The sequence below is a fragment of the Mycobacterium sp. 1423905.2 genome, from assembly GCF_001673155.1.
Lineage (GTDB): Bacteria > Actinomycetota > Actinomycetes > Mycobacteriales > Mycobacteriaceae > Mycobacterium.
This window is the reverse complement of sequence record NZ_LZLE01000324.1, coordinates 16,474-37,614: the sequence shown is the minus strand read 5'-3', so window position 1 is coordinate 37,614 and position 21,141 is coordinate 16,474. Positions and strand designations below refer to the sequence as shown.

At 66.7% G+C, this 21,141-nt stretch carries 20 protein-coding genes and 1 pseudogene; 7 read left to right on the top strand and 14 right to left on the bottom strand.

Translation table 11 applies throughout. The features are described 5' to 3' along the window. Positions 1-229: hypothetical protein (locus A9W95_RS21820; RefSeq protein WP_216638189.1), on the bottom strand; the 229-nt coding region annotated here is incomplete at its 3' end. Between the two features lie 251 nt (positions 230-480). On the opposite strand from A9W95_RS21820, the gene A9W95_RS28255 reads away from it, so the two are divergent. Then, positions 481-612: a hypothetical protein gene (locus tag A9W95_RS28255; RefSeq protein ID WP_156166572.1), complete on the top strand. Its 132-nt coding sequence runs from the start codon at positions 481-483 to the stop codon at positions 610-612. Between the two features lie 260 nt (positions 613-872). Here the strand turns inward: A9W95_RS28255 and A9W95_RS21815 are convergent, their stop codons facing one another. Both A9W95_RS21815 and A9W95_RS21810 read right to left on the bottom strand, forming a co-directional pair. Further along, positions 873-1,637 (bottom strand): 3-hydroxyacyl-CoA dehydrogenase, encoded by a 765-nt coding sequence (locus tag A9W95_RS21815; RefSeq protein ID WP_067417655.1) that lies wholly within the window; start codon positions 1,635-1,637, stop codon positions 873-875. A gap of 44 nt (positions 1,638-1,681) precedes the next feature. Beyond that, positions 1,682-2,764, bottom strand: a complete 1,083-nt coding sequence (locus A9W95_RS21810; RefSeq protein WP_067417652.1) for a CaiB/BaiF CoA-transferase family protein — start codon at positions 2,762-2,764, stop codon at positions 1,682-1,684. 101 nt (positions 2,765-2,865) lie between these two features. On the opposite strand from A9W95_RS21810, the gene A9W95_RS21805 reads away from it, so the two are divergent. Next, on the top strand, positions 2,866-3,672 hold the full coding sequence (locus A9W95_RS21805) for an enoyl-CoA hydratase (protein WP_067417650.1): 807 nt from the start codon (positions 2,866-2,868) through the stop codon (positions 3,670-3,672). Positions 3,673-3,716: 44 nt separating this feature from the next. Further along, on the top strand, positions 3,717-5,117 hold the full coding sequence (locus tag A9W95_RS21800; RefSeq protein ID WP_067417647.1) for a DUF2867 domain-containing protein: 1,401 nt from the start codon (positions 3,717-3,719) through the stop codon (positions 5,115-5,117). Here the strand turns inward: A9W95_RS21800 and A9W95_RS21795 are convergent. Both A9W95_RS21795 and A9W95_RS21790 read right to left on the bottom strand, forming a co-directional pair. Next, a complete protein-coding gene (locus tag A9W95_RS21795; RefSeq protein WP_067417644.1) occupies positions 5,114-5,836 on the bottom strand; it encodes a CPBP family intramembrane glutamic endopeptidase in 723 nt (240 codons plus the stop codon). The two genes, A9W95_RS21800 and A9W95_RS21795, sit on opposite strands and share 4 nt — an antisense overlap. Then, entirely contained in the window at positions 5,833-6,975 is a 1,143-nt protein-coding gene (locus A9W95_RS21790) for an NAD(P)H-binding protein (RefSeq protein ID WP_067417641.1), read from the bottom strand. Before A9W95_RS21790 ends, A9W95_RS21795 begins: the two co-directional genes overlap by 4 nt. A gap of 194 nt (positions 6,976-7,169) precedes the next feature. Between A9W95_RS21790 and A9W95_RS21785 the strand changes: the two genes are divergently transcribed. Then, positions 7,170-7,670: an isoprenylcysteine carboxyl methyltransferase family protein gene (locus A9W95_RS21785; protein ID WP_067417638.1), complete on the top strand. Its 501-nt coding sequence runs from the start codon at positions 7,170-7,172 to the stop codon at positions 7,668-7,670. After that, positions 7,667-8,680, top strand: coding sequence for an NAD(P)/FAD-dependent oxidoreductase (locus tag A9W95_RS21780; protein WP_067417634.1), 1,014 nt, complete (start codon positions 7,667-7,669; stop codon positions 8,678-8,680). The genes A9W95_RS21785 and A9W95_RS21780 overlap by 4 nt, the downstream gene beginning before the upstream one ends. Before the next feature lie 8 nt (positions 8,681-8,688). Here the strand turns inward: A9W95_RS21780 and A9W95_RS21775 are convergent, their stop codons facing one another. Next, positions 8,689-9,495, bottom strand: a complete 807-nt coding sequence (locus A9W95_RS21775; RefSeq protein ID WP_067417631.1) for a crotonase/enoyl-CoA hydratase family protein — start codon at positions 9,493-9,495, stop codon at positions 8,689-8,691. Then, positions 9,492-10,640 (bottom strand): thiolase family protein, encoded by a 1,149-nt coding sequence (locus A9W95_RS21770; RefSeq protein WP_067417628.1) that lies wholly within the window; start codon positions 10,638-10,640, stop codon positions 9,492-9,494. The genes A9W95_RS21775 and A9W95_RS21770 overlap by 4 nt, the downstream gene beginning before the upstream one ends. Positions 10,641-10,835: 195 nt before the next feature. Here A9W95_RS21770 and A9W95_RS21765 point away from each other — a divergent pair, with 195 nt between their 5' ends. Together A9W95_RS21765 and A9W95_RS21760 are read left to right on the top strand one after the other, a co-directional pair. Next, positions 10,836-11,654 (top strand): MerR family transcriptional regulator, encoded by an 819-nt coding sequence (locus A9W95_RS21765; RefSeq protein ID WP_067417626.1) that lies wholly within the window; start codon positions 10,836-10,838, stop codon positions 11,652-11,654. After that, a complete protein-coding gene (locus A9W95_RS21760) occupies positions 11,609-12,412 on the top strand; it encodes an SDR family oxidoreductase (RefSeq protein ID WP_253851731.1) in 804 nt (267 codons plus the stop codon). Before A9W95_RS21765 ends, A9W95_RS21760 begins: the two co-directional genes overlap by 46 nt. A gap of 6 nt (positions 12,413-12,418) precedes the next feature. Here A9W95_RS21760 and A9W95_RS21755 read toward each other — a convergent pair whose 3' ends face one another. The 7 genes and pseudogenes from A9W95_RS21755 to A9W95_RS21725 all read right to left on the bottom strand — a co-directional run bounded on the left by A9W95_RS21755 (position 12,419) and on the right by A9W95_RS21725 (position 21,061). After that, a complete protein-coding gene (locus A9W95_RS21755; protein ID WP_067417624.1) occupies positions 12,419-13,903 on the bottom strand; it encodes an aldehyde dehydrogenase family protein in 1,485 nt (494 codons plus the stop codon). Positions 13,904-14,036: 133 nt separating this feature from the next. Further along, a complete protein-coding gene (locus A9W95_RS21750) occupies positions 14,037-15,251 on the bottom strand; it encodes a cytochrome P450 (RefSeq protein WP_067417621.1) in 1,215 nt (404 codons plus the stop codon). A gap of 19 nt (positions 15,252-15,270) precedes the next feature. Continuing rightward, a pseudogene (locus A9W95_RS21745) lies at positions 15,271-16,143 on the bottom strand (SDR family oxidoreductase); the annotation flags it as partial. Then, complete coding sequence (locus A9W95_RS21740; RefSeq protein ID WP_067417618.1) at positions 16,136-17,266, bottom strand: spirocyclase AveC family protein; 1,131 nt, start codon at positions 17,264-17,266, stop codon at positions 16,136-16,138. The pseudogene A9W95_RS21745 and the gene A9W95_RS21740, both read right to left, overlap by 8 nt. Beyond that, positions 17,263-18,384, bottom strand: a complete 1,122-nt coding sequence (locus A9W95_RS21735; RefSeq protein ID WP_067417615.1) for an ABC transporter substrate-binding protein — start codon at positions 18,382-18,384, stop codon at positions 17,263-17,265. Before A9W95_RS21735 ends, A9W95_RS21740 begins: the two co-directional genes overlap by 4 nt. A gap of 81 nt (positions 18,385-18,465) precedes the next feature. Continuing rightward, the gene (locus tag A9W95_RS21730) at positions 18,466-19,320 is read right to left on the bottom strand and encodes a CbbQ/NirQ/NorQ/GpvN family protein (protein WP_067417612.1); all 855 of its coding nucleotides are present in this window, start codon (positions 19,318-19,320) and stop codon (positions 18,466-18,468) included. Positions 19,321-19,366: 46 nt separating this feature from the next. Further along, positions 19,367-21,061, bottom strand: coding sequence for a nitric oxide reductase activation protein NorD (locus A9W95_RS21725; RefSeq protein WP_067417609.1), 1,695 nt, complete (start codon positions 21,059-21,061; stop codon positions 19,367-19,369). Positions 21,062-21,141: the final 80 nt, after the last annotated feature.

Genomic DNA, 21,141 nt, shown 5'->3' with positions numbered 1-21,141 from the left:
CGGCCGGCGAGGTCACCAGTATCAGCAGTTTCTGCCCGCTCTGGCCGAACTTGTCCGTCAGCACGCTGATCGCGTGGGCCGACTCGGAATTGGGATCTTGGAAGCCACCGGGGGACAGGCTGTTGGCCACCGGGATTCCGAAGATGGCTGCGGCGATGAAGACGAGAAGGCCGATGCCGATGATTCGCCGCGGCGCCGCGATGGCTAGTCGAGCGATTCGTTGCAGCATGGTGGGTCCCTCCGGCCGCCGGTGCCGGGTCCCGGTCCAGCACCCTAATCCGCGGTAACTTATCAGCGGTAACTTACAGGTGTCAAACAACGCCTGGCCTAGACACGGCCCCGCGCTACCAATGGTTCAAGAGCCCGGCAAATGGGTATCCCTGCGCGACCGCGGGGCACCCTACTGACCGGTAAGAATTGCCACCAATTTCCGAATCGCGGCTCACCGATTCCTTAATGGCAGCTTTTAGGCTCAGTGTCATGTGGATCGACGACTCAAGTGCCGACGTCATCAAGGCTGACTTCGAGGCTCTCTACCACGGCGACATGCTGGTGGAAGGCGAGACCTCCGAGCAGTTCGAAGACTGGCAACCGCTCCCGACAGCAAGCTGAGGTAGATCATGGGCGTGTTAGCGCGGCTTCTCATGGCCGAACCGGACATCACCCGATGGTTCCGTCGATAAGTTAAGTGTTTTCTCTCGGTGTCAGCCCCCCGCATTGCGGGGGGCTTTCCGTTTCTCGGGGCCGCTCTACTTCGTAGAGTCCGTCGAGCCTGCGACGGCGGCAGCGAGACTGCGTACAGATCGCGTTGCGAGCCGAATCCATGCGCTGAGCGCAGGCTCGGCGGACAAAGGACGCCTCTGACCCGCGCTCTAGCGCGGCGCCATCCGGATAGCGCCGTCCAACCGGATCACTTCACCATTGAGCATCGGGTTTTCGACGATGTGCACGGCCAGCGCGCCGTACTCGTCCGGGTCGCCCAGCCGCGCCGGATGCGGCACCTGCTTGCCCAGCGACTTCTGCGCCTCCTCGGGCAGCGAACCCAGCAGCGGAGTCTTGAACAACCCCGGCGCGATGGTCACCACCCGAATGAGCTCACGGGCGAGGTCGCGCGCTATGGGCAGCGTCATGCCCACCACGCCGCCCTTGGACGCCGAGTAGGCGGCCTGCCCGATCTGGCCATCGAACGCGGCCACCGACGCGGTGTTGACGATGACGCCGCGCTCCGGGCTGGTCTCGGGTCCGATCGGGTCGGTCTTGGCGATCCGCTCAGCAGCCAGCCGCAGCACGTTGAAGGTGCCGATCAGGTTGACCTCGATGACCTTCTTGAACCCGTCCAACGGGAACGGGCCGTCCTTGGACAGCGTCTTGATGGCGTTGCCGATGCCGGCGCAGTTGACGTTGATGCGCACCGGGCCCAGGGACTCCGCGAGGTCCAGCGCCTTGGCGACCGCGGCCTCATCGGTGACGTTCGTCTGCGCGAAGTGCGCCCGTTCGCCCAGCTGCTGCACGGCCTCTTCACCGCGCAAGTCCAGCACGACCACCTGCGCCCCGGCGTCGAGCAGCCGCCTGGTGGTAGCCAGTCCCAGCCCCGACGCACCCCCGGTGACGACCGCTACTGCGTCCCTGATCTCCATGCGAGTCCTTTCCGTCCGTGGCCCGACCTACTGGTTGGTTGGGACTATACCCAGTCCTGCAGCAGCGCCTCGACGTCGCCTACCGGCTCCGCTGGTCGCGGAGTCTGGGCCGGGGTGCGGGAGAACCGCGGCGCGGGCATGGGCTGCAGATTGCCGTTGACTTCGTAGAACGTGTCGCGCTCGGTGAGGTGCGGCTCGGTCTGTACCTCGCCGAAGGCCAGTATCGGAGTCACGCAGGCGTCGGAGTCGGCGAACACCTTGGCCCAGTGGTCACGGTCGTGCTTGGCGAAGGTTTCGGTGAGTACGGCGCGTAGCTCGGGCCATCGGGTGACGTCGTTTTGCGCCGGCAGATCGGCGCCGTCGAGGCCGAGCCCGGCCAGCATGGCCGCGTAGAACTGCGGCTCAATGGCGCCGACGGCGACATAGCGGCCGTCGGCGCATTCGTAGGTGTCGTAGTAGGGCGCGCCGCCGTCGAGCATGTTGGTGCCGCGTACGTCGGTCCACATTCCCGAGGCGCGCATCTGCCACATCATCTGCACCAGCACGCTGGACCCGTCGACCATCGCCGCGTCCACCACCTGCCCCTTGCCCGAGGTCTGCCGCTCCCACAACGCCGACAGGATGCCCAGTAACAGGAACATCGAGCCGCCGCCGAAGTCGCCGACCAGGTTCAGCGGCGGGACGGGCCGCTCGTTGACCCGGCCGATGGAGTGCAGGATGCCGTTGAGCGAGATGTAGTTGATGTCGTGACCGGCTTGCTGGCTGCGCGGACCGGTCTGGCCCCAGCCGGTCATCCGCGCGTAGATCAGTCGCTCGTTGACCTTGGCGCAGTCTTCGGGTCCCAGACCCAGCCGCTCGGTGACCCCCGGCCGGTAGCCCTCGATCAGCACGTCGGCCTTGGCGACCAGTTTGAGCACCGCCTCGCGGCCCTCGGCGGACTTCAGGTCCGCGGTCACGATGCGGCGGTTGCGGCTCATCGCGTCCTTGACGATTCCGCCGGGTGCGCCGGAGGGTCGATCCACGCGCACCACGTCGGCGCCCAAGTCGCCGAGGATCATTGCCGCGTGCGGGCCCGGCCCGATTCCCGACAGTTCGACAACACGCAAACCACTCAGCGGTCCCGCCATGGTCTCCGACCTTTCGTCTGCTTTGACGTCGTTCGCATCTTCGCAGCCACCCTTGACGCCCGCGCGCGGCGGGTCGCCACCCTCTCCCTTACTGTGACCACATGCCGCAATCTGTGATCGACACGCTGGCGCCAGTGGCGGGTCTTGTCGTCGGGCTCACCGACGGTGTGCTGTCGGTGACGATCGACCGCCCGGAGAGCTTGAATTCGTTGACGACCGAAGTGCTGGCCGGTATCGCCGACGCCATCGAGTGGGCGGCTACCGATCCCCGGGTCAAGGTGGTGCGGCTCGGCGGCAATGGGCGCGGCTTCAGTTCCGGGGCGGGCATGAGTGCCGACGACATCGCGCACGGCGGACCCCGGACGGCGACCATCACCGAGATCAACCGCACGGTGTGCGCCATCACCGCGCTGCCGCATCCGGTGGTCGCCGTGGTGCAGGGCCCGACGGCCGGTGTCGGCGTCTCCCTCGCGCTGGCCTGCGACCTCGTACTGGCTTCGGAGGCAGCGTTTTTCATGCTGGCGTTCACCAAGATCGGGTTGATGCCCGACGGCGGGGCGTCGACCTTGGTGGCCGCGGCCGTCGGTCGTATCCGGGCGCTGCAGATGGCGCTGCTGCCCGAGCGCTTGCCGGCCGCCGAGGCCCTGTCCTGGGGGTTGGTGAGCGCGGTCTACCCCGCCGACGAGTTTTCCGCAGAGGTGGACAAGGTCATCGAACGCTTGCTGACCGGGCCGGCGGTGGCCTTCGCCAAGACCAAAGCCGCCATCAACGCCGCGACGCTGACCGAGCTGGAACCGACGTTGCAGCGTGAATTCGACGGCCAGTCGGAGTTGTTGGCGGCGCATGACTTTCGCGAGGGCGCCAGAGCGTTTCAGGAGCGCCGCTCCCCCGCATTCACCGATTCGTAAAACCCGCTGCTTTCAACTGCGCCAAACCGGCAATCCTGTGTCTCGTGACGAGCGAGGAACAATCAGGACCCGAGTCGGCCGGACAGCTGCGGTGCGCGGTGACCGGGGCGACCGGGTACATCGGCGGCCGGCTGGTGCCGCGCCTGCTGGATGCGGGACATGCGGTGCGTGCTTTGGCACGCACGCCGGAGAAGTTGGACGACGTGCCGTGGCGCCCGCGAGTCGAGGTGGCCAAAGCTGACCTGACCGATGTCGAGTCGCTGGTGGCGGCGTTCGACGGCGTCGACGTCGTCTACTACCTGGTGCATTCGATGGGCGGATCGAAGAATTTCGTCGCTGAGGAGGAGAAAACCGCCCGCAACGTCGTGACGGCCGCGCAACGCACCGGGGTGCGCCGCATCGTCTACCTCAGTGGATTGCACCCAGAAGACACCGAACTCTCCGAGCACCTCAGGTCGCGGACCGCCGTCGGCAAGCAGTTGATCGAATCCGGCATCGAGACGGTGGTTCTGCAGGCCGGTGTGGTCATCGGGTCGGGGTCGGCGTCCTTCGAGATGATCCGCCATCTCACCGACCGCTTGCCGGTGATGACCACACCGAAGTGGGTGCACAACAAGATCCAGCCGATCGCGGTGCGCGACGTGTTGTACTACTTGGTCGCCGCGGCGACCGCCGAGGTGCCGTCGTCGCGGACCTGGGATATCGGCGGCCCGGACGTGCTGCAGTACGGCGACATGATGCGCGTCTACGCCGAGGCCGCGGGTCTGCGCAGACGTCGCATGCTGGTGCTGCCACTGCTGACCCCGACCATCGCGAGCCTCTGGGTGGGGAACGTGACGCCGATCCCGGGCGGTTTGGCGCGGCCGCTGGTGGAATCGCTGGAGGTCGATGCGGTGACGCACAACTCCGACATCGACACCATCATCAAGCCGCCGCCGGCTGGCTTGACTCCCTACCGGCGCGCCGTGGAACTGGCCTTGCACCAGGCCCGCGACGGAGTCGCCGACACGACGTGGGAACCGTTGGACAAGGAGCCGGCCGAGGCATTGCCCAGCGACCCGGACTGGGCGGGCGAGATCGTCTACACCGATACGCAAACCGCGGAGTCCGACGCGGATCCCGACGAGGTGTGGAAGGCGGCGGCGGCCATCGGCGGCCGGTGGTTTTCCTTCCCCTTCGGCCCGCGCCGCCGCGGCCGCAAGTGGAGCATCGTCGACAAGGAGCCGGGCAGCAGGCTGCGACTGCAAGCCGAGACTCGCGCGCCCGCACAGGCCTGGCTGGACATCAGCGTGGAACCGCGCGACGGCGGCGGCAGCACCTACCGGCAGCGCGCCATCGTTTTTCCGCGTGGGATCGGCGGCCGGTTGTACTGGTACGGGCTGCGTCCGGCGCATGCGGCGGCGCTGCGCGCGCTGGCGCGCAGAGTCACCGCCCAGCAGGCCTAGACGCCGAAGATCGGCGGCAGGACCAGCACCATGATCAGCCCCCACACGAAGTGGGTGAGCATCGGCGCCAGCACCCCGCCGGTGGCCCGCCGTTCCAGCGCGCAGACCGCACCTAGGATGATGCCGGCGAAGCCCAGCATGGGGTTACCACTGGCCAGGGTCGCTCCGACATACAGCACGGTCGAGATGGCCACTGGGTAGTGGCGGCCCAGCGCGGTATAGAGGGCGCCGCGAAAGAACATCTCCTCGGCGATGCCGTTGATCAGCGTGATGGCGACGATCCCCAGGAACGATCCATGGTGTTCGTATTGCAGCACACGGGTGATCAGGGCGGCGACCGGCGGGATCTCCCGGACGATCAGGCCGCCTACGACGAAAGCGCCGCCGAGCAGCAGACCGACACCGGTGCCGGTGATCACCGGGCGTTGATTGCGGCCGCGCCAGCAGATGCCGCCCAGATGCAGTGGCCCGGACACGGCCGAGCCGATGGCCCATACGCCCGCCAGCGCCAGGGTCAGCCAGTAGAAAATCGGGTCGCCGGGACGCTGCCGCAGCGACAGCCCCAAGATCGCGGCCCCGATCACCAGCGTGATCGTTACTACCACGCGCCGCCGGCGCACCACTCCCGGTGGCTCATGATGCGGCACAGCCACATTGACGAGCGCACGACGAATTTCCTGCAGTGCACTGCTGCGCTGCGGGGTGGCCGTCTGGCTCATGCAGGCCGAACTTTCGGAGTCAACGTGACAAGAATATCGAGGCTGGTTCGCAGCGCACCGGCGACCGGCCCCGGAACCAGATTGACCAACCCCAGCGTCGGCCGAGCGATGCGGGGCACCACGCCTCGAGCCAGCCGTCGAATGCGCAACGCGTCGCCCCCGGCCCAGTCGGGATCGGTGTCGGCCAGGTAGTGCGGATCGGGCAGCGCGTTGACCGGCCGTGCGCCATGGCGGGTGCCCTTCAGCGCCAACCGGATGGCGTCGTCGGTGCGGACCAGCCCGCCCGGCGGATCGGGCACCAAGTCGCGCAACCGGCTGGCCGAGGCGACCATCGGATGATCGAGCGACTCGACCAAGTCCTCGGCCAGGCCGTGAGGCACCGGCAGGATCAGTCCGGTGATGCACGACGCCAGTGAGGTGTCGATCCCCACCACCGGCAACGCCGCCCGCCACCGGCCGGAGATGCGGGCATACGCCTTGATCAGGTTCCGGTAGGAAGTCGTCTCGGGCCCGGCGATGTCGTAAGCGCCCGCGGGCACCCGGTCCGGGTCGGCGGCGGCGACCAGGTAGTGCAGCACATCGCGGATGGAGATCGGGTCCAGCGGGTTGTCCATCCAGTCCGGCGCGGGGATGAGCGGGAACCGGTCGCCGACGTACCGCAGCATCTCGAACGATGTCGACCCAGCGCCGATGATGATCGCCGCACCCAGCCACACCAGCTCCGGTCCGCCTTCGATGGACAGCGCCTGGGCCACCTCCGCCCGACTGGTCAGGTGTTCGGACAGTGCCTCGTCCTCGGGGACGAAGCCGCCGAGGTAGACGATGCGGCGCACGCCGGCGTCTCGGGCGGCGACGGCGACATTGGTGGCTGACCTGTTGTCGGCCTCGCGAAAGTCGGCCTGCCCGATTCCGTGCACCAGGTAGTAGATGACATCGATCGATCCAGCGCTCAGCGCCGCGCGTACCGACTCGGGGTCGGAGGCGTCCAGCTTGACCGGTGTCACGTCCTTCGACCAGCCGAACCGCTTCAGACGGGCTGGGGTACGGGTGGCGGCGAGAACCTCGTGTCCGTCCTCCAGGAGGGCCGTGACCAGGCGAGAACCGACATAACCGGTGGCACCTGTCACCAGAATCCGCATGTTGTGAACCTATCCGTCGACGCTTCGGGGTACGTACACGGCCGAAAGCGCACCTGCGACCGTCTCCCCGGATAGGTACCCCGCCGGCCGGCGATTGCAACGAAGCGGTTGAACCGATCCGGCGGCTCAGCCGTGACCCGGGTTATGTTCGAACTTGCGATTTGGAGCGCTCCTCGAGTCATAGGGCAACGTCTATGTATTACCTGCTGATCCTGGCGGTCGCCGTCGAGCGGCTGCTGGAGCTGGTGGTGGCGCAGCGCAACGCCCGCTGGTCGTTCGCGCAGGGCGGCAAGGAGTTTGGCCGGCGCCACTACGGGGTCATGGTCGTCTTGCATTCGGCGCTGCTGGTGGGCTGCATCGTCGAGCCATGGGCGTTGCATCGCCCGTTCCTACCGTGGCTGGGGTGGCCGATGGTAGCCGTGCTGGTGCTGTGCCAGGGCCTGCGGTGGTGGTGCATCGCGTCACTGGGCAAGCGTTGGAACACCCGCGTGATCGTGTTGCCCTACGCGCCGCTGGTGCAACGCGGCCCCTACCGGTTCATGCACCACCCGAACTATGTTGCAGTGGTGGTCGAAGGGTTCGCGCTGCCGATGGTGCACACCGCGTGGCTGACGGCCGTCACGTTCACGGTCGCCAACGCGATTCTGCTGAGCGTGCGTCTGCGAGTGGAGAACTCCGTCCTCGGCTACACATGACCACCTATGACGCTGACCTGCTGATCGTCGGGGGTGGGCCCGCGGGCCTGGCCACCGCGTTACACGCACGCCGTCACGGCCTGTCGGTCGTGATCGCCGAACCTCGCGAGAATCCGGACAAGGCGTGCGGTGAGGGGTTGATGCCCGGCGGCTTGTCCGAGTTGACCTCGCTTGGGGTGGATCCGGCGGGCATGCCGTTTCGCGGGATCGCTTACGTCGACGAGCACCGGCGGGCCGAGGCGCGCTTTCGCAGCGGGCCCGGGCGCGGGGTGCGACGCACGACGTTGCACGCCGCGTTGGCCGCGCGGGCCAAAGAGCAGGACACCGACTGGATTCGTACCCGGGTCACCGCGGTTGTCCAAGACACGCACGGTGTGACGGCCGGCGGGGTACGCGCACGCTGGTTGGTCGCGGCCGACGGACTGCATTCGCCGGTGCGCCGCGCGGTGGGCATCAAGGTGACCGCCGGCACGCCGCGACGGCACGGGTTGCGCTGGCACTACCGGGTGCCGGCGTGGTCGGAGTTCGTCGAGGTGCACTGGTCTCGGTGGGGCGAGGCATACGTGACGCCGGTGGAGCCGGACCTGGTGGGGGTAGCCATCTTGTCCCGTCAGCGACCCGAGTTGGACTGGTTTCCGACGTTGGCACCGCATCTGCGCGACGGCCAGCGGGGGCCGGCCCGCGGTTGCGGCCCGCTGCGTCAAGTGGTTTCGCGGCGGGTCGCCGGCCGAGTGCTGTTGGTCGGCGATGCCGCTGGCTACGAGGACGCGCTGACCGGCGAAGGGATCAGCCTGGCGGTCAAACAGGCCGCCGCGGCAATTCGGGCGATCGTCGACGACAAACCGCAGTCCTACGAGGCGGCGTGGCACCGGGTCACCCGCGACTACCGGCTGCTGACCCGCGGTCTGGTGTTGGCCAGCACGCCGCGCGCCTCCCGGCGGGCCATCGTGCCGGCGTGCACGCTGCTGCCCCCGGTGTTCGGCTGGGCGGTCAACGTCTTAGCCAATTAGGGAGCAAGTTAGCGGGCCTTCCAGACCGGTTCGCGCTTTTCGGCGAACGCCAACGGTCCTTCCTTGGCGTCCTCGGACCGCATCAAAGTCCCCATCTCGCGCATGGTGCGCTGCCACGACGCTTCTTCGTCGGCGATCACACCCTCGTCGACCCCGTACGCGATTCGCTTGCTGGCCTGCACCGATAGCGGCGCGTTCACCGTGATCCGCGCGGCCAGGGCCAGCGCGGCGTCGAGCACCGAACCGTCTTTGACCACCTGGTTGACCAAGCCCCACTCCAACGCGTCGGCCGCGGTCAGCGGCTCGCCGGTCAACAGCAGTTCCATCCCGACCTTGCGCGGCAACTGGTTGACGATCCGGAACACCCCGCCAGCGGCGGCGATCAGCCCGCGTTTCACTTCGGGCAAGCCGAACTTGGCCCGCTCGTCGGCCACCACCAGGTCGCTAGCCAGCGCCAACTCCGTCCCACCGCCCAGCGCGGTGCCGTTCACGGCGGCGATGGTCGGCTTGTCGATGAAGTGGTGCACGTACCCGGCGAAGCCCCACTCGCCGTGGTCGGGGTGATACAGGTTCTCCCGACGCGCGATCGCCTTGAGGTCCGCACCGGCGCAGAACGATTTGTCGCCGGCACCGGTGATCACCACTGCGCGCACGTCAGGGTCGTGTTGGGCCTCTTCCAGCGCGTCGCCGACGCCGATGCTGACGGCGCCGTTGACCGCGTTGCGGGCCTCGGGCCGGTTGATGGTGATGATCAGGACGTTGCCGCGGCGCTCAACCAGCACGGCCGGCTGGGTGCCGTCGCCAACATCTGTCACAGCAGTTCCAGAATGGTGGCGTTGGCTTGACCACCGCCCTCACACATGGTCTGCAGGCCGTACCGAATTCCCTTGTCCCGCATGTGGTACAGCAACGTCGTCATCAGCCGCGCACCGGAGCCGCCCAGCGGGTGGCCCAGCGCGATCGCGCCACCGTTGGGGTTGAGCTTCTTCTCGTCGGCGCCGATGTCCCGCAGCCAGGCCAGCGGAACCGGGGCGAACGCCTCGTTGACCTCGTAGGCGCCGATGTCGTCGATGCTCAGGCCCGACTTCTTGAGCACCTTCTGGGTCGCCGGGATGGGCGCGGTCAGCATGATCACCGGGTCAGCGCCGGCCAGCGTAGCGGTGTGCACCTTGGCGATCGGCTTCATGCCCAACGACTTCGCCTTCTCGTCCGACATGAATAGCAGCGCGGCCGACCCGTCGGAGATCTGCGAAGAGTTCCCGGCGTGGATCACACCATCCTCTTTGAACGCCGGCTTCAGCGACGCCATCTTCTCCATCGGAGTGCCGCGGCGAATACCCTCGTCCTTGAGCACCACATTGCCGTCTTGGTCCTTGATGCCCACGATCTGGTCATCGAAAGCCCCGGAATCCTGTGCCGCGGCCGCCTTTTCGTGGGAACCCAAGGAGAATTCGTCGAGGGCGACCCGGTCGAATCCCCACTGCTCGGCGATCATCTCCGCGCCGATGCCCTGGTTGGGGATCTTGCCCTGGTAGCGGCTGAGGAACGTCTCGGGATAGGGCCGGCCGCCGTTGGCCAGCGACGCGCCCATCGGGGTCCGCGACATCGACTCCACTCCGCCGGCGACGACCACGTCGTAGTGCCCGGCGACGACACCGGCGGCCGCGAAGTGCACGGATTGCTGGCTGGATCCGCACTGGCGATCGACCGTCACGCCCGGCACGGTCTCGGGCCAGCCGGCGGCCAGCAGCGCGGTGCGGCCGATGTCGAGGGCCTGCTCACCGGCCTGCATGACGCAGCCCCAGATGACGTCTTCGACGATTTCGGGGTCGATACCGGCCTTCTGCGCCAGTCCATTGAGCACCTGCGCGGACAGTTCGGCCGGATGCACACCGGACAACCCTCCGTTGCGCTTGCCGATCGGGGAACGCACTGCCTCGACGATGACGGCTTCAGGCATGACTTTGTCTCCTTTGACACGTGTAAGTCCCTCGATTGTCGACCAACACGTTGCGGCCTGCAGGGGCGGGGTGGGAGTTAGTTACCGAAGCTATGGTTGTGCCGGCCGGCAAGATCGCCGACTGTGGGGCCTAGGGACGCCCAGGGCGCCGTTCGCGCTTGACTCTCCCCTTACTGGAATTCTCAGAATGAGCCGGTGACTACCGCACTGTCGATCGGCGACTTCTCTCGGATGACGCAACTGTCCGTCAAGACCCTGCGCCACTACCACGACGTGGGCCTGCTGCACCCGCATCGTGTCGACCCGGTCACCGGCTACCGCTACTACACCACCGATCAAGTGGCGGCCGCGCAGGTCATTCGTCGGCTACGCGACCTGGACATGCCGCTGGCCGATGTGCGCGCCGTACTGGTCTGCGCTCCTGCCGACCGCAACGCAGTGATCAGCGCGCACCTGGAAAGGCTCGAAACCCAGTTGGCCGCAACGCGTAACGCCGTGGCATCGCTGCGGGCCATCCTGGCCACTCCGGACCCGCACTCGCGCATCGAACACCGCACCGTCCCCGATACGCCGGCCGCCGCGATCACCGCCACCGTCGATCGCGAGCACCTGCTGTCCTGGTGGGAAGGGGCGGTCGGCGAATTGCGGGCGACGGTGCAGTCCGATCGTCTGCTTACCCCAACCGGTGCGCTTGGTGCGATGTTCGACTTCGACATCTTCGCCGCCGACCGCGGCAGTAGCACCGTATTCCTTCCGGTAGACGGCGAGGTGCGGCCGTCCGGACGGGTGGTACCCATCACCGTCCCGGCAGCGGAATTGGCCGTCATCACTCACCACGGCCCGCACGATGATGTCGATCTCGACTACAGCGCTCTGGGCGAGTACGCGACCCGCCACGAGATCAGCGTCGAAGGGCCGCTGCGCGAGTATTACGAGCGATTCTTCTGGGACACAGACGATTCCACGCGTTGGGTCACCACGCTGTGCTGGCCGATCTTCCGGGCCGACGCGTGAACACGCTGCAGGGCCGGCGCGCGGTCGTCACGGGCGGCACCAAAGGGACCGGTGCCGCGGTGACAACTCTCCTCCGGTCCCGCGGGGCGCACGTCACCGCCGTGGCCCGCCGTCCGGGCTCGGAGGCAGACGAATTCATCGCCGCGGACCTCACCTCGTCAGCGGAAGTGCAGCGGGTGGCCGCTGCGATCCGCGACCGCGGCGGACTGGAAATCCTGGTGCACGTCGCGGGGGGATCCGGCGCACCGTCGGGTGGCTTCGCCGCACTCGACGAACAAGACTGGGCCGACGAGCTCAACCTCAACCTGCTGGCCGCGGTTCGCTTGGACCGCGCGCTGCTACCGATGATGATCGACGCCGGTTCGGGGGCGGTCGTGCACATCGGCTCGATTCAGAGCCGGATGCCGCTCTTCGACGGAACGCTGGGGTATGCCGCGGCCAAGGCTGCGCTGCGCGCCTACAGCAAGGGGTTGTCCAATGAACTGGCGCCGAAGGGAATTCGCGTCAATTCCGTGTCGCCGGGGTTCATTCAGACGCAGGCCGCCGAGGACCTCATCGACCGGATCGCCTCCGCCGGCGACGGCGACCGCGAGGCCGCCCTGCAATCGCTGATGTCGGCGCTCAGCGGCATCCCGTTGGGTCGGCCGGCGCGGCCCGACGAGGTCGCCGAGGTGGTGGGCTTCCTGGTCTCCGACGCCGCGTCTGCGGTGGTCGGTGCCGACATCGTGGTCGACGGCGGCACCGTGCCGACGCTCTGAAAGTGGTTATCCCGCCGGATAACCCACCGACTTGACTTCGGTGTACTGGTCGAAGCCGGCCACACCGTTCTGCCGTCCCACACCGCTGTCCTTATACCCGCCGAACGGGGTGTCCGCGCCGTACGGAGCGCCGCCGTTGACGCCGATGAAGCCGGCCTTGATTCGGCGGGCCACCGCCAGAGAGTGCTCCAGCGAACCCGACATGACGTTGCCGGCCAATCCGTACTTGCTGTCGTTGGCGATGCGAATGGCGTCTTCTTCGTCGTCGAACGGGATGACCGAGAGCACCGGGCCGAAGATCTCCTCCTGGGCGATGGTCATGGAGTTGTCGACGTCGGTGAAAAGCGTTGGCCTGACGAAGAATCCTTTGTCGAAACCGGTTTCGGCGTCAGGTCCGCCCACCAGCGCCGTGGCACCCTCTTCGACGCCCTTGCGGATGTAGCCCATCACCCGGTCTCGTTGCTTCTCCGAAATCACTGGGCCGCATAGGGTCCCGGGATCCTGCGGGTCGCCGCAGGTGACGTTCTCGTAGATGCTCTTGAGGATCGCCACCCCCTCGTCGTAACGCGACCGCGGCAGCAGCATCCGCGTCGGGTTCGCGCAGCCCTGCCCAGCATGCATGCATGGCGCGATGCCGATCGCGCAGGCCAATCCGAAGTCCGCGTCTTCCAAGACGATGGTGGCCGATTTGCCGCCCAGCTCGAGGAACAGCCGCTTCATGGTCGCCGCGCCCTTTTCCATGATCCGCTTGCCGACCACCGTCGAGCCGGTGAACGAGATCAGGTCGACTTTCGGTGACAGGGTGAGCTCTTCGCCCACGAAGTGATCCGAGGCGGTGACGACATTGACCACGCCGGCGGGGATGTCGGTCTTCTCGGCGATCAGCCGGCCCAGCCGGGTGGCGTTGAACGGCGTGTTGGGCGCGGGCTTGAGCACGACGGTGTTGCCGGTCCCCAATGCCTGGCCGAGCTTGTTGAGGGTGACTTCGAAGGGAAAGTTCCACGGCACGATCGCACCGACCACGCCGACGGGCTCCCGCCAGACCTTGATGGTGGTGTTGGCCCCGGTGAGGCTGATGACCCGGTCGCCGAGGTCGGTTTCCCAGGCGTACTCGTCGATCAGTCTCGCCGGGTACTTCAGCCCGTCTTGCAGCGGAGCATCCAGCTGCGGCCCGAAGGTGATGGCGCGCGGCGAGCCGACCTCGAGGATGAGCTCCTCGCGCAGCTCCTCCTTCTCCTCCTCGATAGCGTCGTGCAGCTGCAACAGACAGCGCTTGCGTAACTCCTTGTTGGTCGACCAGTCGGTCTCGTCGAAGGCCCGTCGGGCCGCGTCGATGGCCCGGTGCATGTCCTCCTTGGAAGCGTCGGCCACCTCCCCGAGCGATTCCTCGGTCGCGGGGTTGATGTTGGTGAAGGTGCCGGCCTGGCCGTCGACGAGCTTGCCGTCGATCATCATCTTCGGCTCGAACCGGACCTTTACAGTGTTAGTCATATCTGTTCAGCTCTCTTTCGACGAAGCGCTGGTTAGAGCGCCGGGACGGGAAATGACACCCCCGGGCGGGCCACCCTGTAGTGAGCCTTACTGGAAACTAGCCGATTGGCAAGGTGCAACTTCACCGGCGCGCCTATTGAGGGTCGAAAAGGACCGGCACCGACGTCGGTGACCGGAACACCTGACCGCGGATGTGCGGGTCGTTTCCGTCGGGATCCAGCCGCAGGTTGGGCAGCCGGTCCAGCAGGAGGTTGATGGCGGTCCGCATCTCCAGCCGCGCCAGGTGCATACCGAGACAGACGTGCACGCCGTGCCCCCAGCCAAGGTGGCCTCTAGGCGTGCGGAAGATGTCGAAGGTATCCGGATCGGGGTAGCGGTCCTCTTGCCGGTTGGCGGCGCCGAGCATCGGCATCACCGTCGAACCTGCCGGTATCGGCACCCCGCCCAGTTCGGTGTCTCTGGTGGCGACCCGGGTGATGGTCAGCAGTGGTGGTTCCCAGCGCACGCCTTCCTCGATGGCCTGCGGCAGCAGGGAACGATCCACGCGGATGGCGTCCAGTTGCCCGGGATTCGACAGCAGCGCCAGCAGCAGGCTGCCCAGCGACCGGTAGGTGGTCTCGACGCCGGCGGGCAGCAACAGGCGAAGGAAGGAGTAGATCTCCTCGTCATCGAGTTTCTGGCCGTCTATCTCGGCGTCGGCCAACGCGCTGATCAAGTCGTTTCGCGGCGCGGCGCGCCGGGCGGCGAGGATGGGCGCGAAGTACTCGCACAGCGCGGCCGACGCGGCCAGACCGCGTTCGGGATTGAGGATCCAGCTCAGCAAGGAGATGGACCAGCGCTGGAACTGCGGGTAGTCCTGCTCGGGCAGTCCCAGCAGGCCGGCGATGATCTGGCTGGGGTAGTCGAAGGTGAACTCCTTGACCAGGTCCGCTTTGCCGTTGGCGGCGAATTTGTCGATGAGGCCATTGCCCACCCGGCCGACGAGTTCGTTCTCCCACCGCGCCAACGCCTTCTGCGAAAACGCTTTTGACACCAGTGACCGCAGTCGACCGTGCACCGGTTCGTCCATGCCGAGCATCACGCGTTCGCCCAGCACCGGCCCGAAGGCCGCGATGACGGCCGCCGACGAGAACGTCTCGTGGTCGCGCAGCATCTGCTGCGCTTCCTCGTGGCGGTACACGATGAACACCGGTTTGGATTCTTCGTGCGGCATGCCGGAGACGTCGAGACGTTGGATGGGCTCCTCGCGGCGCAACCGCGCCAGTTCCGTGTACGGGTCACGAACGTCACCGGACACCGCGTCGTCGAAGGCGCCGAAGTCCTCCAGATCGTCGAAGAGTTGTTCCATGTCAGTCCCCCTTGGTCTTCGATGAGCTCCGCAACGCGCCCTGCCTCGGGATGCCCAGCACCAGCCGGGACAGGTGGTGCATGGCCGCCGCGGGAGCAATCCTGCTGCACAGCAATAGCATTGCGGCATCGGGTCCTACCGCGCGGCGGCGGAAAGGCTTTCGGTCCTCGAGCGCCTTGAGCAGTCCGTCGGGGAACCGCTCGGGCGCGCGGGCGAACTTCATGGCGAACCGTCCGCGGGTGTCCATGGTGTCGTGCAGTCGGGCGTACGGACCCGTGAAATCGCGATCGTCAGTGGTGCCGGCGTCGGTGATGATGTCGGTGTCGTACGTACCGGTCACCAACACGGTGACGCCCAGACCGAAGGGGGCGATCTCGCACGCCATGGCTTCGCCCCAACGCTCCAGCGCTCCCTTGGCCGCCGAGTACGGTGCGGTGGCCGGTTGACCGCGCACCCCGGCCGCACTGGATATCAGCACAATCCGCCCCTGGCCCGCGGTCCGCATGGCGGGTAACAGAGCCTGGGTGAGCGCGACCGGTCCCAGCACATGGGTGGCGAACATCCGCTGCCACAACGCCATATCGGTTTCTTCGACCATGCCGGCAGCGGAGATCCCGGCGTTGTGCACCAGCGCGTACGGCACCCCTACCGCTTCCTCAATTGCTTTGGCCGCCAAAGAAATCGAGGCGGGATCGGTGAGGTCGAGTTGTATCGGGATCAGACGCTCAGCGGCCGGGCCCGCCCCCGTCGCCTGACGCAGCGGTGCAAGCGCGCGCTCGGGTGTGCGCATCGCCGCCACCACGCGCCACCCCTCGCGGTACAGTCGCACGGCCGAGGCGAACCCCAGCCCCCGTGACGCGCCGGTGATGACCACCGTGCGCGGCTCACCCATTCTTGCTCGCGCACGCGCCTTGACCCGCCGCAGGCGGGTTGACCTGGGGTCGCCCGTTCGGTTGCCCGCTCATCCAGGTCGACCAGATGCCCACCGAGTACGGCCCCGCGGCACCGGCCCCCTCGTAAAAGCCCTGTGGGTCATACACTTTGGCCTCGGGGTAGGGCCAGGGGCAGGCCACCGACGTGGCCGCTTTGCTGGCCTTGATGACCGCGAACCATCCCCCGTAGGCGAAATAGGACACGTTGATGATGGCGAACATCACCAGGAACGTCCCGAGCACCGGCCGGCTCGGCAGGATCTTGGCTTTGGCGGCCAGCTTCTCGGCCACCGATTTTCCGGTGTCGTCGCGGTAGCAGAGGATCGCTGCGGGGACCATCACAAATGTCACCGAGAACGACTCCCAGATCAACGGGAACTGAAAAGTGGTGCCGGTGAACACCGAACCCCACGGGATCACTTGCGAGTAGATGTACATGCCGAAGTGGACGAGCTGGATCTCCAGCAGCGCATCGAACACGAAGCCGATCGCACAGGTCAGCAGGCCCAGGCAGACCAACGGGTGCCGTGATACGAAGTGTTCCGGCCCTTTCTTGGCTTGTAGCTTGCGCAGGATCCACACCGCCGGGAAGTACGGTCCGAAATAGAACATCACATAACCGAATACGACGAACGGTTCGACGGTCGGCGACAGTGATACCAACGGCCACGACTCCGGCCAGTGGATCAGGTCGGGGTTGTAGACCGCGAACGGCGCCCAGTTCATGATCGGGTCCTGCCAGACGATCAGCGTGGTGCACAGGAACATCAACATCGCCGGACTGCCCGGATTGCGCCGCCAGCCCCGGATGAACACCACCAGCAGCACGATCAGCATGATCACGGTGGCGACGTGCAGGAAGGTGATGTAGTCCAGGCCGAAGAGGAATTTCACCGGTCGGGGGCGCCCCTGCACGTTCGGGTTGGCAACGCGCGGGTCCAGGGCAGTGCGGCAGTTGGCGATGAAGAACAGCGCGAACGCCGCCAGCGCCGCCCCGGCCAGCCAGCCTCCCCAGGCTCGCTTCGCGCCGTTCTGCGCGCGGTTCGACTTCTGGTCCTCGGGCGGGGCGGATCGAGTAGTCATGGGCCGTCCTCTCCGAAGCGATCGACCAAATGCGAGTTGACACCGTCGGCATCGAGGCTGCGCGCCACCAGATACCCCGCACCCATCCAAGCCCGACGGGTCCACTTGCCGAACGACACTCGCGTGCCCGGCGCGCCAGCCGCGGCGGGCATCATCTTGACTCGCTCCAAAGCCTCTTTCACCCCGCGCGGACTCAACGGATGGGCGTCGGCGAACGCGCGCACGAGTGTCGCGGCGACGTCGTGGTTGACCGGCGGGACACAGTATTCGGGACGGCGTCCGCCGTACTTTGTCGCGTAACGGTCGAGAAAGGCCTGGCCCATGGGGTTCTGCTCGTCGTACTGGTCCACCCCGACCCAGCCCAAAAACGCGTTCCACATGATCGGGTTGACCCAGGCATTCTGAAAGGCCGTGGTGGTGAACCGCGGCGGATCCCAATCGACGGCCTGCAGTGCCGGATTAATGAACACGATGCCGAACCCGAAGCCCAGGTGGACGATTGCCTGCGCCTTGGCGTCGTGCAACGTTTTCACCGCGTCATTGATGTCTTGGGCGGTCTGCGCGATCGGTGCTTCGGCGACAATGCGAATACCCTTGCGCCGGCAGGCGCTTCGCAGATTTTTCAGATAGCTCTCGCCGATCAGGTTTTGCTCGACGAGGACACCGATCTCGGTCAAATTGCGCTTGGCGACCAAGTCGGTGATGAAGATCGGCTCGTCGGTCATCGATCCTTGCGGGAAGGCGAATGTCCATTCGCCCAACCAGTCGTCGGTGCCGGTGACGCTGATGGCCGGAACCTTGAATCGCTCCTCGACGGCCTCCCGGGTGGGCACGCAATTGTCGGTGATGTGCGGGCCGAACACCACCAGACAACCCTCGTCGACAAGCTCGCCGAACGCGTCGATCACCGCCTTGACCGACCCCTTGGGCAGCCCCTCGACTTCCCGGTAGATCATCTGCACCGGTCGATCCAGCACCGCGCTTTCGACCGCCTCCTCGAAGACCAGGTCAAAACTCCGTGTGAAGTCCGCCCGCATTTCGTCTGGGAATCCCGGCGGGAGCCTGAAGTCCATCAGATAGCCGACCTTGATCGGTTCTGCGGTGCTTTCGTATGACATCTGGTCTCCCGAAGTGGCGACTCGCGGTATATCTGTCGACCTAATATTTGTTCAGCACGCTAGTGACGGCGAGCGAGGGCGTCAATAGACCGCCGGCTCGCCCAGATAGATGTCGATCAATTCGTGCAAGCCCCGGCTCACCATTCGATCGTCGGTGAGCGGTCCAGCGATGGCGGCCTGGGCGGCCTCCCGCGGGCCCAAACCCTCCGCGACCAGCCGGCCGGCCGCAATCAGCAAGCGCGTCGAGGCGACCTCCCGCAGTCCCCCGGTTTCCAGCCGGCGGATGGCGTGCGCCAGGCGCACCAGGGCGGCGGCGATCGCCGTGTCGACGCCCGCCTCGTGCGCCACGATTTTCTCCTCCAGATCGGCTGCGGGGAAGTCGAATTCGATGGCAACCATGCGCTGACGAGTCGAATCCTTGAGATCCTTGAGCACGCTTTGGTAGCCGGGGTTGTAGGACACCACCAACCCGAATCCGGGTGCCGCGTCCAGGGTTACCCCCAGCCGCTCGATGGGTAGCTGGCGCCGATAGTCGGCGAGCGGATGCAACACCACGGTAGTGTCCTGGCGAGCTTCCACTACCTCGTCGAGATAGCAGATTGCGCCTTCGCGTACCGCCACAGTCAGGGGACCGTCCACCCATACCGTTTCGTCGCCGCGCAGCAGATAGCGCCCGACCAAGTCCGCCGTGGTCAAGTCATCGTGGCAGGCGACGGTGATCAGCGGCCGGCCCAGGTCGTGGGCCATGGCCTCGACGAAGCGGGTCTTGCCGCAACCGGTCGGCCCCTTGAGCACCAGCGCCAGGCCTTGGCGGTAAGCCGCTTTGAAGATGGCCTCTTCGTTACCCACCGCCTGGTAATAGGGCCGCACACCCGTTCTCCCGTCCGCACCGGACGGAGCACCGTTGGGCTGAACAAGTCTGGGCTCGCTGGCCATGACGTCCCTTCTGTTCCTCGGAGACTAGCCGGAACAGATGTTTGTTTCAAGCGTGTCGGCGGGTGAAGACGCGGCCCTGCGCCGAGCGCAATGCCGACCGAAACAGCGGTCCGATCACACCGGCCAGTTGATCGGGATCGGCGACCACCGTATGGGCGGTAGTGCCGAATACTGCGCGCAGCGAAGCGGTGTCGGTTTCTGCCCCGATGGTCAGGCACACACAACCCGTGCCCCGGCGCCGGGCATCGGTCAACGCCCGGCGCGCATCCGCGGCGCCATGCGCGCGCTCGTATCCGTGGTCGTAGGCCAGCCCATCGGACAACACCACCAACAATCGCCGCGACGTGCCGCCGCGCGATTCCAGCACCGCCGCGCCGTGCCGAATGGCCGCACCGAGGCGGGAGTACGCACCCGGTGTCAAACTGTTCAACCGCCGCAGGACGCGCGCGTCGAGTTGGTCGTCGAACCGCTTGACCGGCACCATGCTCACCGCCGCGCGGCCCTGCGAATAGTAGGCATAGAGGGCTACCCGGTCACCCAGGTCATGCAGCGCCAATAGGAGATTAGCGACGGCAATTCGTTGTTGGTCGTGCACCGTGTGGCCACGTGTGCCTGACTCGGCCGTCGACCCGGACACGTCGAGGAGGAGCAACACCGAGAGGTCACGCCGGCGCCGCAGACTGTCCAGGTACACCCCCTCGTCGGCCACCGACCCGGCACGCGCCTCGACGCGGGCTTGCACCGCCGCGTCGATGTCGATGTCGTCACCCTGTGGTTGGCGAGGGCGCCGGTGTAAGCCCATGCCCAGCCGCGACAGCGGACGCCGCACTCCGACGGCGGCCTCGATGGCGGGAGTCACCGTGGCGGTGATCTTCGGCTCGACCTCTCGCACCGTGCACCACCCCGGCCGATAGCGTTTGCGCGAGGCGTCCCACTCCGGATACCGCACGCCCTCGGAATGCGCTTCGCTGTCGTCGATGTCCTCATCTGCCCGCGACGCCAATGACAAAACGGCGTGCGCGCTGCGCTCCGCGGATTTCCGTCGATGCGTCGGGCTGTCTGCGCCGGGTGCTCCGCCGCCGCTGCCGCTTTTGCGCGCCGAGGACAGCATTTTCGCCAACCACTTACCGATGAAGCCACCCCCGCCAACCGGGCTGGTGAACCAATCCGAATCATCGGACACGTCGGCCTCGCCGTCGTCGAGGTCTTCCAGGTCCCGCGTGCCGGGACTGCGCGGAACATGTTGAGGCTGCGCATGCTCTGGCCGTCCGACATGTTGGGGTCGCGCGGCCAGCACCTGCGCCGCCCGGAGCACGCCGAACACCGGGGCCGGGTCGGCGATCGCCGCGGCGCCGTCGGCGAGTTGGAAGGAAGTCGCGGCCGAATCGCTGCCGCACGCGATCTCGCGGTCGCCCAACCCGGCCAGGGCAGGCGGCAGCAGGTTCGCGTTGGTCAGCAGTGCGCGGTGCCCCTCGACAGCCAGGTAGCGCCTGGCCAGCCGGCGATGGCGCACCAAACGACGCAGGATCTCAGCATCCAGGCTGCCGGCCGCAATCAGACAGGACTGGACGGCCACGGCCTCGAGCTTGGCCCGCGAGCTTGCCGACATGTCGAGGTAGATGGTGCGCCCGTCGGTCCAACTCGGCTCCCCCGGTTCGAGTCCCGCGACCGCAACGGCACGGCCGGCCAGGGCAGAGGCGAACATGCCGAGGGCCTGGTCGTCGAGAGCGTTATCTCCCACTGTCGACCTCCGACTTCACCGGCGATCCGCGTGACCAGCGTTTGACCAAAAATCTGTTCCAACGTAGAGTTCGGCTTGGC